Source organism: Terrabacter sp. MAHUQ-38 (assembly GCF_014518425.1).
Classification (GTDB): Bacteria; Actinomycetota; Actinomycetes; order Actinomycetales; family Dermatophilaceae; genus Terrabacter.
The window spans coordinates 486,597-501,692 of sequence record NZ_JACVCU010000001.1 but is presented as its reverse complement, the minus strand read 5'-3'; the positions used below and the strand labels follow the sequence as shown (position 1 = coordinate 501,692).

The 15,096-nt window shown below is 66.1% G+C and carries 14 protein-coding genes; 10 read left to right on the top strand and 4 right to left on the bottom strand.

What is annotated here, in order from left to right; all coding sequences use genetic code 11:
* Positions 1–336 precede the first annotated feature (336 nt).
* Together H9I49_RS02375 and H9I49_RS02370 are read left to right on the top strand one after the other, a co-directional pair.
* Positions 337–723: a hypothetical protein gene (locus H9I49_RS02375; RefSeq protein ID WP_188028712.1), complete on the top strand. Its 387-nt coding sequence runs from the start codon at positions 337–339 to the stop codon at positions 721–723.
* 1,039 nt (positions 724–1,762) lie between these two features.
* Positions 1,763–1,978: a hypothetical protein gene (locus H9I49_RS02370; protein ID WP_188028711.1), complete on the top strand. Its 216-nt coding sequence runs from the start codon at positions 1,763–1,765 to the stop codon at positions 1,976–1,978.
* Positions 1,979–1,982: 4 nt separating this feature from the next.
* On the opposite strand, the gene H9I49_RS02365 is transcribed toward H9I49_RS02370, so the two are convergent.
* The 3 genes from H9I49_RS02365 to H9I49_RS02355 all read right to left on the bottom strand — a co-directional run bounded on the left by H9I49_RS02365 (position 1,983) and on the right by H9I49_RS02355 (position 4,125).
* A complete protein-coding gene (locus tag H9I49_RS02365; protein ID WP_188028710.1) occupies positions 1,983–2,477 on the bottom strand; it encodes a hypothetical protein in 495 nt (164 codons plus the stop codon).
* Between the two features lie 895 nt (positions 2,478–3,372).
* Complete coding sequence (locus tag H9I49_RS02360) at positions 3,373–3,657, bottom strand: hypothetical protein (RefSeq protein WP_188028709.1); 285 nt, start codon at positions 3,655–3,657, stop codon at positions 3,373–3,375.
* 168 nt (positions 3,658–3,825) lie between these two features.
* Complete coding sequence (locus H9I49_RS02355) at positions 3,826–4,125, bottom strand: WhiB family transcriptional regulator (RefSeq protein WP_188028708.1); 300 nt, start codon at positions 4,123–4,125, stop codon at positions 3,826–3,828.
* Positions 4,126–4,870: 745 nt separating this feature from the next.
* Between H9I49_RS02355 and H9I49_RS02350 the strand changes: the two genes are divergently transcribed.
* The 5 genes from H9I49_RS02350 to H9I49_RS02330 all read left to right on the top strand — a co-directional run bounded on the left by H9I49_RS02350 (position 4,871) and on the right by H9I49_RS02330 (position 10,741).
* On the top strand, positions 4,871–6,568 hold the full coding sequence (locus H9I49_RS02350) for a ribonuclease J (protein ID WP_188028707.1): 1,698 nt from the start codon (positions 4,871–4,873) through the stop codon (positions 6,566–6,568).
* Positions 6,569–6,913: 345 nt separating this feature from the next.
* A complete protein-coding gene (locus H9I49_RS02345; RefSeq protein WP_370587393.1) occupies positions 6,914–7,735 on the top strand; it encodes a nuclease-related domain-containing protein in 822 nt (273 codons plus the stop codon).
* 174 nt (positions 7,736–7,909) lie between these two features.
* Positions 7,910–8,662 (top strand): hypothetical protein, encoded by a 753-nt coding sequence (locus H9I49_RS02340; protein WP_188028706.1) that lies wholly within the window; start codon positions 7,910–7,912, stop codon positions 8,660–8,662.
* A 40-nt stretch (positions 8,663–8,702) separates the two neighbouring features.
* Entirely contained in the window at positions 8,703–9,623 is a 921-nt protein-coding gene (locus H9I49_RS24285; RefSeq protein ID WP_370587392.1) for a sigma factor, read from the top strand.
* Positions 9,624–10,336: 713 nt separating this feature from the next.
* Positions 10,337–10,741 (top strand): hypothetical protein, encoded by a 405-nt coding sequence (locus H9I49_RS02330; protein WP_188028704.1) that lies wholly within the window; start codon positions 10,337–10,339, stop codon positions 10,739–10,741.
* Between the two features lie 718 nt (positions 10,742–11,459).
* Here the strand turns inward: H9I49_RS02330 and H9I49_RS02325 are convergent.
* Positions 11,460–12,368, bottom strand: a complete 909-nt coding sequence (locus H9I49_RS02325) for a serine protease (protein ID WP_188028703.1) — start codon at positions 12,366–12,368, stop codon at positions 11,460–11,462.
* A gap of 445 nt (positions 12,369–12,813) precedes the next feature.
* Between H9I49_RS02325 and H9I49_RS02320 the strand changes: the two genes are divergently transcribed.
* From H9I49_RS02320 to H9I49_RS02310, 3 genes are all read left to right on the top strand, one after another.
* On the top strand, positions 12,814–13,389 hold the full coding sequence (locus H9I49_RS02320; RefSeq protein WP_188028702.1) for a DUF2971 domain-containing protein: 576 nt from the start codon (positions 12,814–12,816) through the stop codon (positions 13,387–13,389).
* Between the two features lie 444 nt (positions 13,390–13,833).
* Positions 13,834–14,427, top strand: a complete 594-nt coding sequence (locus H9I49_RS02315; protein ID WP_188028701.1) for a sigma-70 family RNA polymerase sigma factor — start codon at positions 13,834–13,836, stop codon at positions 14,425–14,427.
* Between the two features lie 32 nt (positions 14,428–14,459).
* On the top strand, positions 14,460–15,095 hold the full coding sequence (locus tag H9I49_RS02310) for a hypothetical protein (RefSeq protein WP_188028700.1): 636 nt from the start codon (positions 14,460–14,462) through the stop codon (positions 15,093–15,095).
* The last annotated feature ends 1 nt before the right edge of the window (position 15,096 follow it).

Genomic DNA, 15,096 nt, shown 5'->3' with positions numbered 1-15,096 from the left:
GAGCGGAGGGGCGTAGCGCGTACGCCTTCGCGCGAGGGGCGCCCCGCGCCCGGCCTTCAGTCCTCGGGGAGATCTACGAAGGCATTCTTCACCAGTCGATCGCCCTCTTCGGGTGCTAGTTCCTCGAGATCACGCCACGCCACGGTTCCGAGGGACTGCTATGCCTCGGAAGATGCGGCAGGCCGCACCGCTCACACTGCTCCTCACCCTTCCGGGTGACTGCGAGGCCGAGTTGCACCGCGAGTTCTACAACCGCCGCACTTGCGCCTCGGCAGCAGAAGCGGAGGTCCAGGGGCGGCGATGGACTCTTCCTGCCGTTCAGCGATCATGAACCTGATGGAGGACCAGCAGGCGTCGCAGTCGGCCGGGGGTGAGGCGAAGGTCATCACCCTCTGCGGCTCGACCAAGTTTGAGTCTGAGTTCGCGGAGGTCAACCAGCGGCTCACGATGGAAGGTTGCGTCGTGATCAGCCTCGGGATATTCAGCCTCCCCGATCTGCCGGACTACGACTGGGCAGCCGACAGCTCAGCCCTGAAGGGACGGCTCGGCGGTGTGCACCTCCAGAAGATTCGCATGGCTGACGAGGTGTACATCGTGGATCCGGGCGGCTACGTAGGTGAGTCAACCCGACGGGAGATTGCCTACGCGGAGTCGCTCGGCAAGCCGGTTCGGTACCTGAGTCGCGAGCGCTTGGCTCGAACAGGAGACGACCCCCAAGAGTGAGTCCGACCGGGGGACCGCTCATCGGCTTGAGGGGTGAAAGTCGGCGAGGCCGACAGGCGGCGCTATGACGCTGGTGCGAACGTGTCGTCAGGACCCCAAGCGCTGGCGGCTTCTGCGAGCGCGCGAGCGCGCGAGCGCGCGGGACGAGACGCTACGGCGACCTACTCGCGAACCTCGTGCTTGGCATGGGCGCCAGCGAGCGTCACTCAGGTTAAGCCGATTCAGGGGCCGCTTATCGCGGCGTCGTCCACGAAACGGGTCCCATCTCGCCCCGACACCGGGGCGACCTCCGACCTCGCCCACCCCCGGAGCGACGTCACGACGAGCACCAGCAGCGCCCACACGACCGCCGAAAGGACCACGCTATGACCCACGCAGACCGACACCACCGGGAGCTGCCGACCGCGGGCGCCCCGGCGGCGGAGTTCGAGTCACGCCGCCGGAACGTGAATGCCCCAAGTACCCATGGGCATCCGAGCGGATGCACTAATGCGTCGCCCAGCGACCAGGGTGACCCATGGACGGCGCCGCCTCACGGGTGTCCGTGGGAGGGGTTGGAGACGACACCGCCACAACGACGGTAGCGAGCGGCGTGACGTTGGACGGCTGCTTGTGGAAGGGGCCGCCGCGGGAGACGACGAGCGCGCCACCGCCCGAGCCACGCTGTTGGACCTTGCGGGCGGTGGCGCTACTGGCCGCATACCCACGTGCTCAAGACGTCTCGGTCGCGTTTCGTGCGCGCGACAGCTCTGTTGAGTGCCGCTCTGTCGCAAGCATGAACATGCCACCGCCCAGGCCACATTGCTTGAGCCGAGCGATGGCACTGCGCGCCGACGCCCGCCAGCGAAGCGCAGCACGCCGAGGGGGCCGGTGGCGTCCCAGTCGGCGGAGACCACATCTACGAGGTGCCCGGCGACCGGGAGGCCGACGCCACCGTAGCCGCCCACGCCGAGCTGCGGGACCGAATCGAGCATCTAGCCCAACTCGTGTGGCGGGTGCACGCCGTGCAAGGAGCGCGCCGAGCCGGCCGCGAAGGGCGGTGCGTGCTGGCTCGACTCATGAGCGCGCCTGCTGGAACGACCACCACGGCATCCTGACCTACTCCGAAGCCGAGGTCGCCCGCGAGGGCTTCCCCGGTCTGGACCCCCACGAGTTTGTGCCGCGGTTGTTCGTCGACGCCCAAGGCAAGGTTCGTGACGCCGTCGTCACGCGGATCGCGTGGCGCTACCTCGACGATGACGACGGTGACCAGTGAGTCCTCATCGCAGCCAACCTGGCATTTCACCATCCACGTCCAGCGGGTCCCGGTCGCGGTTGGTCCGTTCAAACTTCTTGGGATTGGAGACCCACAGGGTTGGGATCACCAACAGAGCATCAGCCCCGGCCATGGCACGCGCACGCCCCTCCGGCGTCAATTGCCCCAAACCCGAGTCGTGTTGCTCGAGGCCGCCCTGGACCGCATCCCACCCCTTCTTCACCGCGCGACAGAGGACCGGCCAGTCCTTCATGGAACGGAACACGACCTGCTGCACCGCAAGGTTCATGCGCCAGATCGCATCGGGGTCGGAGACCATGGGCCACGAATGAAGGTTTGCGCTCATCCGCGCAGCGTCGGCATGCAGCTCACCAAGCAGCGTCTCGAGCTTCTCGTTTCGGCTCACCTTCGCTTGGTGCCTGAGGGCCCACAACGTCGCGCCCAGAGACGCCGCACCACCGACCAACGCACCCACGAGGGCTGCGACAAGTTCCGTCATGGCCCTGAGAGTAGGCGACCGTGGCGCACGCTCCCGTTCTCTCCGACGCGCACCCCATCGAGCGGCACCTGCAAGAGCACACCCGTCGCCGGCGGCACCCGCCGCCGCATGCGCGGCGGCGGGAGCCTTCAGGCCAAGGTCAAGGCCAAGGCCGCCGAACGCATCGCCAACCAAAAGGCCGAGCTCGAGGTCCCCGGGTCGGCGCACGCCGCGACATCCACCCCGCCGAAGCGCGCTCCTCGAACCGCCCACTGGACCGCCGGCAAAAATCGACTACTGGCGCGCCAAGGTCGTCCAGCTCGCCGCAGCATTCCGCGAGGGGAAGCCGCCAGCTCAACTTGACTTGGTCGTTCAGCAGATTGGTCGTGCCGGCGCGCTGGTTTCCCCTTGTCTACGGCTTGGGTCCGAAGCCCTTCAGGCATCGCAGCTCGCTGTTGGCATCCCGGCCCTGATCTCCGGCGGATTCCATGTCACAACCGCTGGTTCCGGCGTTCGCGCGCACGATGCCGAGCGCTCCACCGCCGACTACTTGGACTGGCGCCTCTAGCGGCGAAAAGACGCATCGCGCTAGGTGACACTGCCCAGTGTGAGCACTCCGCGCAGAGCTTGGATCGTGCCCGAGGACGAGGCGCTGAGGTTCTGCACGACGGCACCTACAACCGACGAGTGACATTCCTCGTCCCTGATGAGCTGCCGCCCGAGCGGGTGCACAGACCCCTGTTAACGGCCGTGGCAAAGAGGTGGTCTTCGTCGGCAAGGCGAGGTCCGATGGCCACCGTGTCTGCCTCGTGGATGATGCGGGATGCGACGGGCTATGGGCCGCAGCCCAGCCACGACGAAGACCAGGGCGCGTTGACGGGACGGAAGCCGCGGCCGTCCGATTACGGCCATACGTTCAAGGACAGCGCCCTCCAACGGCGCTGGCGCCTATTAGGTCTACGGCGTGCAGGGCGAAGGCATCTATGTCCTCCGGGACACGGAAGGCTCCGTGGGCAACGCTAGGCAGGCCCAGAACGGAGTCCACCTCGTCAGTTGACAGGTACGCGGCGTGCTCGGCGACTCGGGCGATCACGTCAACAAGGAGCTCGATCTCCTCGAGCAGCTGATCGTCGACGAGGTCGTGCCGCGGCGGCGGTTCGGGATCATCCTTCCCCTGAACGTGAGAGGTGCCTTCTGGCATGGGACATCTCCTCTCTAGGCGCTCCGTATGGCCGTCCTGTCGCGCATAGGAGCGGCCCGTCCCGCTTGGTGCCGAGGATCTGCTCCCTGCGACGGAGCCGCGATCTCCCACCGACCGGAAGGTCACGAACCGGTTTGCAGATCGGCTCGCATCGCCGATCAAGCGCGCCTACCTGGCCTGTGACGCCATTCCTGCCCGAAGGGCAGACTTCCACGAGGTGATGTCGGGCCGCTTCCGGAGCAGCGCTCGGCGCTCCCGCTCGGTCATGCCTCCCCACACACCGAACTCCGTCCTGCTGTCCAAGGCCTCAGCCAGGCACTGCGCGAGGACCGGACACGTCTTGCAGACGGCCTTTGCGTCATGCTGGGCCTTGCCCCGGACGAACAACGTCTCAGGGTCTTGGCCGGCACAGCTGGCCTCCCTGGCCCACTCGTCCACCCACAGACCCACCGTTGCGACATCACTCATTACAACCACCCCTCCCGGCCCGGCGCCTCCCATGACTACCGAGCCGACCCGGGCCGTCCCACCGGCCCCGATCATGCGGACCCCCCACAGGCCCAAGGAAGACACTACGAGCGCAAGCCCTGTCCTGATATAGACCGTTTGGACTGTTTCGCGCACGACATGACTAGTCACTTTCGCCGACTTCTGTCAGTCACCCCAGCCGGCTGTAGAGGTCTGCAGCTGCGAACCGACGGGACAAGGACGCGAGCTGGGACTGTGGCGTCCGTCGTCCTCGCCCGTCTTGCGGCGAAGTGACGCACGTGCGGGCGTGCTGGGGCCGAGGTCCAGATGTCACGAACACCACGCCGCCAACCTTCCCGCCTGATGCGAGAACCCCCCTCCTTGGCTTCGGTATCGCGCTGAGTGCACGTGCCGATGAATGTTCGGATTCTTTTCGTCTTCAACGCGGTGGCGATGGCGGCCGGGCTGGCGTGAGTCGTCCTATACGGCGCCCAGCCGGCCTACATCTACGACTTCCTGCCAAGATTGGCGCTCATCGCCTCAACGAGGCCAGCACGAACGCCGACCCCGCCTCGCTGGCCAGCTCAGCGGCGCACACTCACCAAATGACTCGGTGCGGTCGTCCTGGACCCTCGCACCGAGCCGCTCCCTCGGCCGGATCCTCAGCATCGGAGAAGCCTGTGAACATCCCGCAGCAAGACCCTCTCTACTTGTCCAGCCCACGGTCCGCGGCCGGAGTCGGGCGATGAGCCGGCGAGGGCCACGCCGCAGAAGCGGCGACACGCTGCCGGAGCTGCCACGGAACGGCCTGCGGGTCGTGCCGCTGGGTGGGCTGGGCGAGATCGGGCGCAACATGACCGTGTTCGAGCACGCCGGGCGGCTGCTCGTCGTCGACTGCGGTGTGCTCTTCCCGGACGAGCACCAGCCCGGGGTCGACGTCATCATCCCCGACTTCACCTGGATCAGGGAGCGTCTCGACCGGGTGGATGCAATCGTGCTGACGCACGGCCACGAGGACCACATCGGTGGTGTGCCCTACCTTCTGCGCGAGCGCCCCGACATCCCTGTCGTCGGCTCGCGCCTCACCGTTGCTCTGCTCGAAGCCAAGCTTGTCGAGCACCGCGTCACCCCGGTGACCGTCGAGGTCGCGGAGGGCGACCGGCGCACGTTCGGGCCGTTCGACTGTGAGTTCATCGCCGTCAACCACTCGATCCCGGACGGGCTGGCCGTCGCCATCCGGACGGCGGCCGGGCTGGTCCTGCACACCGGTGACTTCAAGATGGACCAGTTCCCACTTGACGGCCGCGTCACCGACCTGCGCGCCTTCGCACGCCTGGGCGAAGAGGGCGTCGACCTGTTCCTCGTCGACTCCACGAACGCCGAGGTCCCCGGCTTCACCGTCTCCGAGGAGGAGCTCGCACCCGCGATCGACACAGTGTTCCGCACCACCAGGGGCCGGGTCATCGTGTCGAGCTTCGCCAGCCACGTGCACCGCATCCAGCAGATCTTGGACGCGGCCCAGCGTCACGGGCGGAAGGTCGCGTTCGTCGGACGATCGATGGTCCGCAACATGGGCATCGCGCGCGAGCTGGGCTACCTCACCATCCCCGACGGCCTCGTCGTCAAGGACCTCAAGGCCCTCGACCGGCTACGACCCGACCAGATGACCATCATCGCCACCGGGTCACAGGGCGAGCCCATGGCCGCCTTGGCCCGGATGGCCAACCGCGACCACCCCGTGAGCATCGTCGAGGGCGACACGGTGCTCATGGCCAGCTCCCTGATCCCGGGCAACGAGAACGCCATCTACCGCGTCATCAACGAGCTCACCCGGTTAGGAGCCAACGTGGTGCACAAGGGCAACGCCAAGGTGCACGTCTCCGGGCACGCCAGCGCCGGCGAGCTCGCCTACTGCTACAACATCATCCGCCCCTCCAACGTGCTGCCCGTCCACGGCGAGTGGCGGCACCTGCGCGCGAACGCCGACATAGCCATCCGCACCGGCGTGGATCCTCAAAGGGTGCTGATCGCACAAGACGGCAGCGTCATCGACCTCGTCGACGGCCGGCCCCGCATCACGGGCACCGTCCCCGCTGGCCTCGTATACGTCGACGCCATGACCGTCGGTGGAACCACCGAGGAGACCCTGCACGTGCGGCGCACCCTCGCCGAGGAGGGCGTAGTGACCATCGTGTGCATCGTCGACCCCGACACCGGCACCCTCACCGAGGACCCCGACTACCTCGCCCACGGCTTCCCACCCGACGTCATGGACTTCTCCGCGGCCACGCCGGCCATCCAGAAGGCCCTCACGAAGGCGACCCGCGACGGCATCGAGGACCTCGAGCAGGTCGAGGAACTCGTCCGTCAGGCCGCATCTGGCTGGGCCCAACGGCAGCACCGCAGAAGCCCGCTGGTTATCCCGGTGATCGTCGACGCCTAACCTGCACGTGGCCGACGACCCCAGACCTGCAGGCACGAGCCCGCGCGCCCGCACGTAGCGCCGTGACCGCATCCCCGACCTGACCGAGTCCGTCGACCAGCGCCACGCTGGTGGCCCCCGCCATCAAGATCACCCAGAGCGCGCGAACCCGTTAACTGCCTGGTCATCCCCTCCCTGGGCACGGCTGCGGTACCACGCGCTCGACGCCCGATCAGCAGCTCAACACTCGCACCCCGGCGGCAACGCGATCATCGCCGGATCCGCACGGCAGTCACGCTCAACCGCAGCGGAGTGACGCTTCTCGAAACCCCTTCAGTGCGAGGCGTTCACCCGTACGGTGGCCGAGTGGATCTGGGACCGGACGAGAAGCGCATGCGCCTGCGCTACGCCGGTACGTGCCGGGTCTGCGGGCTCGCCCTTCCTGCCAGGAGCGAGGCGATCTACGAGCGGACCACGAAGACCGTCCGATGCGTCACCCACGAGCCCAGAGCACTTGGGGAGCCGGCCGGCGTTCGACCCGTTGAGGGCGGCACGGCGGGTGCGTCGGCGCGTCGAGAGTTCGAGCGGCGCAAGGCCAAGCGCGAAGAACGCGTCCGCGCCAAGCACCCGAAGCTCGGCGGCTTCCTCCTCGCCGTCACGGACGAGCAACAGTCCACAAAAGCCTGGGACATCGGAGCGCTTGGCGAGGAGCGACTCGGCAGCCGGCTCAACGAGCTCGCCTCCGAGACCATGCGGCTGTTGCATGACCGACGGATACCCGGGAGCAGGGCCAACATCGACCACCTGACCGTGACTCCCACCGGCATCCACGTTATCGACGCCAAGAAGTACCAAGGCCGTCCCCACCTCAAGATCGAAGGCGGGCTCCTTCGGCCACGCGTCGAACGCTTGCTCGTCGGAAGCCGCGACTGCACCCAACTCGTCGACGGAGTACTCAAGCAGGTCGACGTCGTTCGCGGTCTGCTCAACGACGGCGTGCCCGTGCACGGTGTGCTGTGCTTCGTGGACGCCGACTGGCCCCTGATCGGCGGGGCATTCACCACTCGCGGAGTGCAGGCGTTGTGGCCCAGGAGGCTGTATCCCAGGCTGCAGGCGGAAGGACCGCTCGGCGTCGAAACGCTCGCCGAGATCCACCGGAAACTCGCCAACTCCCTACCAGCGGCCTGAGAGAGAAGCGCGACTACGCGGCGGTAAGACGCGCCTCGTCGGCCAAAGCTCGAACGAGCGGATCACGACATGTCAGGGCACTTTGATGAGGCGCCCGGTTCGCCTGCATGGGCTGCGGCGCCATGGGATCGTCAGGGTGTGCAACCTTTCGGACCACTCGCGGGTCGTGTGGTGATGAAGCGCACGACGTGCCGACCAGAGACGGTCTCGGTGAATCGCCTAGCCCTCGCGGCCGGGCTGCTGCTGGCTGCCGGCCTGGCCGGATGCGGGGGCGATTCCGGTGTCTCGGATGAACGCCGCACCCCTTCGTCGGCGACGCCGTCCTCCACCCTCCTCTCGATGCCGGACGGCGACACACGAGATGATGCGGTCGTCCCGTTCGAGCCGGGCACATACCTGATCCCGAGCTCCGCGTGGTCGGTGACGGATCTCACCGTCACGTTCCCCGAGGGCTGGACGGTGCAGTACGGCCACGTCTACCACCAGAACGACGGTGAGACCGCTGAGTTCTATACCGTCAAGGTCAACGAGATCTCCACCGATCCGTGCCAGGACGGAAGTACCCCCCAGAAAGTGGGACCGCGACCCCAGGATCTGGTCGCAGCGCTTTTGGAGCAGGAGGGGCCGGTCGCCAGCGATCCGGTGAAGACCACTCTCGGCGGCTACCCCGCGACCAGGATCGACCTCGGGATCCCGAAGGACTCCAAGGGCTGCTCGACGCTTGAAGCCGATTTCGGGCTCCAGCTCTGGTACAGCAGACCCGCAGACAAGTACTTCGTGCTCCTTCCCGACGGCACCGCCAGCGTGTACGTCGTCGACGTGGACGGCAACCGGCAGGTCTTCGTCACCCAGGTGCGCGAACCCGCGTCGGCCGCGGACCGTGCCGAGCTACAGACGGTGCTCGACTCGATCCGCATCGAGAGATAGCCGGTCATGAGCGCGCATCCCCAGGCACCTCTCGCGGGACGTGAAGGCTCGAGTGCGTCCGACGGAGTGCGGTCGTGTTCGAGGCCTCCTGCCGGCTCTGGTCGGGCAGTTGTACGGCGTGTGCGGCAACCTGACCGAGGCTGGGGAGGTCGTCGCGGAGGCCCTCGTACGCGCGGTGCCGCACCACCGCACATTCGCTCCCCTCGACAACGCCGAGGCGTGGCTGCGCACGGTCGCGGTCAACGTGAGCCGCACCCGTTACCGCAGGAGACGCCTGGCCGCCGTCCGTGAGCGGCCCGAGCCCCGCCATCCCGCCATGGACGACGAGCGGCTCGCCCTGATGGCCGCGATGCGAAGGCTGCCAACAGCGCAGCGAGAGGCCATTGCGCTGCACTACCTTGCGGATCTCCCGATTCACAAGGTCGCCGAGGCCACCGAGGCCACCGAGGCCACCGGCTCACCAGTCGGCCGGGGGAAGGCACGGCTATCCCGGGGTCCGAGAAGGTCATCAAGGGCCCTGGACCGAGCTGGGATGAGCTCGATCAGTTCATACGGGCCAACCTCGGTGGCGACTAAACCTAACCTGCGCACCGCTGACGGCACGTGCGCGCACATCGGCACGTGGGTGAAGCGGTGCGCGGCGAAAAGCGGATGTCGATCCCGCTGGTGCGCAGAGTCTTGCGGAAAGCACGCTGGTTCTGGTCCGTCTGTCTTGCAGTTCGCGCGGCAGAGTGTCCGTCATGGGGAGGGACCGGCTGGTTCGTGGGGGGATGGTCGGAGCAGTAGCCGGGTCGGGGGACTCGTGGGGGAGTGGACGGGTGGGTTCTGCCGGGGGAGTCGGCGGAACCCACCCCGATCCCGTCCCGGATCTCGCGCGGTTGACGAGCCCGCCGCCTGCTCCACGGCGGACCGTTTCTGGAGTACGGTCTGCGGCAACTCCGAATGCGTTGGAGACCCTTGAGGCCCGAGGCTCGGCCTGGCTCGCGGCGGAGTGACGCGGCGTCACGGATGGCCGGAAAGGCGCTTGCGGACGGCTCCTGATTCAGCCCCGAGCCAGGCACATCATGACCGCATGGCGGGTCCCGTAGAGCGCGCGATTCGTTCGTCGGTCGAGGAACGTGCTGAGTTGCGGACCCCGACGGGCCAAGCGCGGTTCACCGTGGAGAGACTCGGCTCGCCCGGAGTGACTCTGTTGTTCGGCGCCAAACGAAGCCCACATTCTTCTCCTGGGCTTGTCTCGAAGGAATCGTCGATTTCCTTCAGGGCGAAACGTGGGTGCCGGTGGGCGCCAACCGCGACGTGCGAGGCAATCCGGGGACGCTCGATTCGTACCTAGGCAGTACGTTGCTCGTCAGACAGCGAACTACATAGCTGCCCTGCTCGCTCGTGCTGGAGTTGTGGACTTGGACAACCAGCGGCCCATGCGAGTGCGCATGTCTTCGACCTGGAACTCCCCAATGTGAGCCAGCAGGCGGCGTAATGACGCTGGCCGCGACGACCCTGCCGCCAGACGCATCGAGGGAGCGATCGCGAATGAGGCTCCTCTCGAGTCGGCCCTATCACAGAGGCTGGGCGCGTGACAGAGCATGCAGGGCCGCGACTCGGCCCCTGGGGGGTCCCTACGGTGTCCCCAGGTCCAGACGGGCCAGATTTCAGCACGACAAGGGAAAGCTCATGCACATCAAGCGAAGGTTGGCCACCACCGCAATGGCCGCAGTATGCGCAGTAGGAATGGCCGCCGGGCCGGCACAGGCCGCCACGACGTGGTCCAGCTATGGGGTGGGAGGAGTCCATGCCCAAGGCTCGATTAGCCTGAGCTACGGCTACGTCACTATGTCCGGCTACGTGCGTGACACCGCTGCTGACGGGCACCCCGTCTTCATCGAGGTGGCCTACTGGACAGACGGCGGCCGCGCGACCTTCAAGAAGTTCTGGAACGAGACGGGCTACGGAACCAACCGGAACTTCTCCTACAAGTTCTACATGCCCACCAACGGGAACATCTCTGTCATGGAGTGTGTTGATTACACCTGGTGGCCACCGACCTGCAGCAGCCGCTACACGATCTACACCAACTAGTCGCTGAATGGTGTCGGGTTGTGTGCTCGGCGGCGCGACCCGACACCCGCACCGCACCCGACAACTCCCGACCGTGGCAGGGTGCACGGCCCCCTCTCTGAATAGCACGAGGCCCTCTTGACGACGGGCCACCCAGGGCGCCGCGACGCGGCGAAGTGACGCGCCTCGAAGAGGCCCCGAACGAGCGGATCGCGTGGCGATATGTCGCTACCAAGGCCCGTCCTAGTTCCATATGGGTCAAAGGTTGAGGCGTCCTCCCATTACCGTGCGCAGCCCGTGACGTGCCTGTTGTGAAAGCCCCGCGCGACACTGCTTCGACCAGGTGTCGGTGTCGACGTTGTTTGCCGCCGGCGACGACGTGGCGCCGGGAAGCCTCGCGTCAGAGGGTCGGTGTGCTCCGCGCCGGGCGATCTCCGCCATCGGGCAGGACGGAGACGAGTCGAGGATCCTGTCGCAAACGCTCGAACTTGCGCGTGCCTGGCTTTCTTGGAGGCCAGCGGGCCTGCTCGGCGCAGTGCTTGGCGACACCCACACCTTCTCGTGTCCCGACTCTGGTGAACCGGACATCGCGGTTCAATGGTCGACTACGACGATTGAGTGTGCCAGCAACCGCCCCAAGCGGCGCAGTTTGGAGTTGCACGCCGGCTGCCGGCCTCTCCGACGGCGTTGGCCCCGGGCCGGCGACCTCAGGGTCAATGGGAGTCGCACCGCGGCCTTACTACTGCGTTTCCGGCGGCCGGTACGTGGGGTTGCCGTAGTCGTCAATGTAGAAAGTCGTGGGGTCCACATCGACGCTCATGACTCCGGACCCCACCAACTCCGCGACATGAAGTGGCACGAACGTGCCGTCACCCTGTGGCACGTCCACGTCCATGCCCAAGAGGAACCCCGCCATGTTCACGTAGCCGCTCCAGCTTGAATGCTCGGGTGGGTTGGGCTTCTGGGAGCTCGAAGAGAACCCAATCAGCCGGTTGTGCTGATCGATGACGGCGCCGCCCGACATCGCGCCCGGCATCGGTGCATCCGTTTCGAACCCGGGCCATGACCGAGGAAGGTTCGGGTTTGGCCCCCACAGCTCATTGTGTCCGGTGACGGACCCAAACCCGAGCATGAGCGGGTACTCGAGGGCCACGCCCGTGGGGCCTTCCTCAGTGATGTCGGCCGAGGCTTTGCCGGCTGGATAGCCAAGGAGAGCAACGGGTTCGCCGAGCGCCGGCATCCGCAGCGACCAGCGCACCGTTGCGAGTTGGCCGACCGCTCCTGCCGGGAGCGCCGTAGTCAGCACCGCGAGATCGACTCGCGGGTGGCGCCGGTAACGCTTGACTGACAACATCTGGCCCCGGAACGCGTTCGCGGTTCCTAGGAGCCCCGGGCCGCTGGTCCAAGCGATCCAGACTTCCGCGTCATTTCCTTGAGGGCGTACGTCGAGCAGATAGTCAACGACGTGTCTGGCGGTAACAAATGTTCCAGGACCGATACACACAGCCGTGCCGTTCACCCTCAGCTCACGGTCCTCGTCGATCAGCACGATCGGCATCAACCAGTCACGGAACCGCTCGTGCGAGTCCACTACCACATGTTCGCCTAGGTGCATTGCGAAGCCGAAGATGCTTGCAGGATCGTCCACAGGGCCAGCATGGCAGAGCCAAACCACATCAGGACGGTCCAGTCGAGCGACGCGTTTTGCCGGGCGCTCTCGCTTCGTGCGTCCGCGCCGGGGATGACGCCACCCTTCCACTGGCGTAGGCTCGCAAAGCACAGCCTTTGAGGTTGCAGGTAGTCGGACTGAACGGATAACCGTGAGCAATCTCCTTGAGTGGCTTCGCAGTGATGAGAGCCCTTCTGAAAGCTCCAACGAATTGCCAGCCCGCCTATACCGGTACATGGGTGCCGACGGGCTACTTCACACGCTGCGCTCGGGGGCTCTGCGAATGAACGCTTGGTCGCAGATGAACGACCCTCGAGAGTCTAAAGAATGGGTCGCTTCAGGTCCTTTGCAGGCCGTCGAACCGTACTGCCAATCAGCACTGTTGAAGCGGGTCGATGTAATCATGCGTCGGTCCGCAAGGCTCATGGCCCTCACCATGGACAGGCCGTGCACAGACGAGCCAAACAGGAGGCATCTGTTCCATCGCGGTTGGGCCAGAGCCGCCATGTGGAGCAAGTACGCAACAGCACATGAGGGCGTCTGCCTAGTGCTGGAGACATCACAGCTCCTAGAGGCTGTTCGAGATCTGCCGGTTAGAGATCGGCGCTACACCACTTGGGGCGCGGTGCGATACGAAGATGCACCTCGAACGCTTGAGATCAGTGGTGAGTTCTCCTCGGAGGAAGCTCTGGATGAAGAAGTCGAACGCCTCTTGGACAAACGATCCCAGATCTCGTCTCTGCATATGGTGAAGAGCCAGGATTGGTCGAACGAGGCCGAGTTTAGGGTGCTCACCATTGACCTCGGGGCGGAGCCCCACGAACTTGACACGCCGCTCTATGTGCCCCTCGCGGCACCCCCTGCAGCCGTCATTTTTGGGTACAAGCACCCGTTCCCGGACCTGGTGGCTGACGGCATCCGGGCGCGGTTTGATGGCCAAGCCCCCGAGCTTTTAGTTTGCGACTGGAAGAGCGGGGCCCCCGTCTTGCGGGAACTCTGATCGATCGGACGTCGTCGAGAAACAGCGAACGACTTCATCTCGCCTGACGCCCAGCGGCCAGCACCTTGGGTCCATCGCCATCGGGCCGTGCGTCGGCGCGGCCAGTCTTCGCCTTCCCCGTCAGAGGCCGCGACGTATGGGGTTCGGAGGTGGACGCCGTGTCGGTCGAGGTTGCCTCGGGCGCGGTCGTAGTGGTCAGTGATTCGAGGGTCGTCGTGGCGCTACGGATCGGTCGGCCCATACGGTCGGTACCTAGGGTCCTCCTGGTCTCGCTCTTGCCGGCGTGGATCGCTGCGAACACCTTGCGTGGGTACCGCTGGCCGTGGACGTAGATCGCAGCCGCGTCCGTCGTCGCATGCGGCGAGTCGCCGCTAACACCTTCATCGTCCACGTCGTCTACCTGATACAAAGCAAACAAGGTCCTCGGGCCCGCGGGAGGTAGGCATGGATCGGCGTCTCGAAGCGGTACCCGAGTCCGGCGTCGTCGGCGCGGGACCCGACATCCCTGCGCTGTATGAGAAGCACAAGGACGCGATGTATCGCGTTGCGCGGTCGATGCTGCGTGGGGACGCAGACCACCGCGCTGAGGACATCGTCCAGGAGGCGGTGATCTCGCTGTGGCGGACGCCGCCCAAGGACGTCGAGAGCTGGGAGGCGGTCTTCATCCAGACAGTGAAGCGCAAGGTTTACGACCTATGGAAGTCATCCGCGAACCAGCACGAAGTCTTGGTCCTCGACGATGCGACTCCGCTCGACGACGAGCTCGGTGGCGATGATCTCGGTCTGGACCCGGCCGTAGTTATCGAGGAGATCCGCGAACGCGAGGCGTTGGTCGCCGTCGTTCGGGGCGCGATGGCAGAGCTCGCGCGGACGGACCCAGAGGGAGCCCACGCGTACCGACAGGTGAAGGAGCTCGAGCGCACCTCACAGGAGGTCGCCGCCGAGATGGGAGTTTCGGACTCCAGAGTCCGGCAGCACATCATGAGAGCACGAAAGAGGCTGATGGAGATACTGAGCGCGAGCGGAGGTGCGTTGTGAGTGGGAACGAGTTCGATGAAAGGGATGAACTGATGGAGTTGCTACTCGAAACGCCGGCCGGGCCGGAACGCGACCGACGGCTTGCTGAGCTCGACGACGAACAGCGCGCCATCTTCAGGCGGCTCCTCAAGGTCGACGAAAGTGTCTGGGAGTCCTCTCGCGGAGCGCCGCCGCTTCAGTCCGATCCGGTCGCGGCGATGCTCGGTCTTGTGCCAGATTCTTCCTTCCGGCTCGACTCCACCGCCTTCACCCAGCTGTGCTCTCGGCACGGGATGAAGCCGACGAAGTTGGCGGAGCGACTGCGAGGCCGCGGGTGGGAGGTTGAGGCATCAGATGTGTTCCGGTGGCAAACCAGCGTCGCCTCCGACGTGTCACCTGCTCTCATCCGCGCGATCGCAGAAGTGATCGGAACCAGCCCGGACAAGCTGGTGGCGGCCCCAGCCGCCAAGCAGGGTGCCCTGGACACCGTCGCGGACCTCGCCACCGCGACCAAGCGCTTCGGCGACCTGGTGCAGAGGTTTGCCCTGGCGCAGCGGATCTCACCGAACATGGCGCAGACCATGTTGCGGACCAGAATGCTGACGACAGTCCAGCGGGGACGCGAGCCCGAGGTTGAGCAGATGCTCGACTCGTTGGAGGCCCTGGTCCGAGCGCTCGAGACGAGTTGAC

Excerpts from the sequence above, each read along its gene's own strand:
- H9I49_RS02340 (WP_188028706.1), top strand. The coding sequence starts at position 7,910 with ATGAAGCGCACGACGTGCCGACCAGAGACGGTCTCGGTGAATCGCCTA.
- H9I49_RS02310 (WP_188028700.1), top strand. The coding sequence starts at position 14,460 with ATGGAGTTGCTACTCGAAACGCCGGCCGGGCCGGAACGCGACCGACGG.
- H9I49_RS02320 (WP_188028702.1), top strand. The coding sequence starts at position 12,814 with ATGGCCCTCACCATGGACAGGCCGTGCACAGACGAGCCAAACAGGAGG.
- H9I49_RS02375 (WP_188028712.1), top strand. The coding sequence starts at position 337 with ATGGAGGACCAGCAGGCGTCGCAGTCGGCCGGGGGTGAGGCGAAGGTC.
- H9I49_RS02330 (WP_188028704.1), top strand. The coding sequence starts at position 10,337 with ATGCACATCAAGCGAAGGTTGGCCACCACCGCAATGGCCGCAGTATGC.
- H9I49_RS02365 (WP_188028710.1), bottom strand. The coding sequence starts at position 2,477 with ATGACGGAACTTGTCGCAGCCCTCGTGGGTGCGTTGGTCGGTGGTGCG.
- H9I49_RS02360 (WP_188028709.1), bottom strand. The coding sequence starts at position 3,657 with ATGCCAGAAGGCACCTCTCACGTTCAGGGGAAGGATGATCCCGAACCG.
- H9I49_RS02315 (WP_188028701.1), top strand. The coding sequence starts at position 13,834 with ATGGATCGGCGTCTCGAAGCGGTACCCGAGTCCGGCGTCGTCGGCGCG.
- H9I49_RS02350 (WP_188028707.1), top strand. The coding sequence starts at position 4,871 with ATGAGCCGGCGAGGGCCACGCCGCAGAAGCGGCGACACGCTGCCGGAG.
- H9I49_RS02355 (WP_188028708.1), bottom strand. The coding sequence starts at position 4,125 with ATGAGTGATGTCGCAACGGTGGGTCTGTGGGTGGACGAGTGGGCCAGG.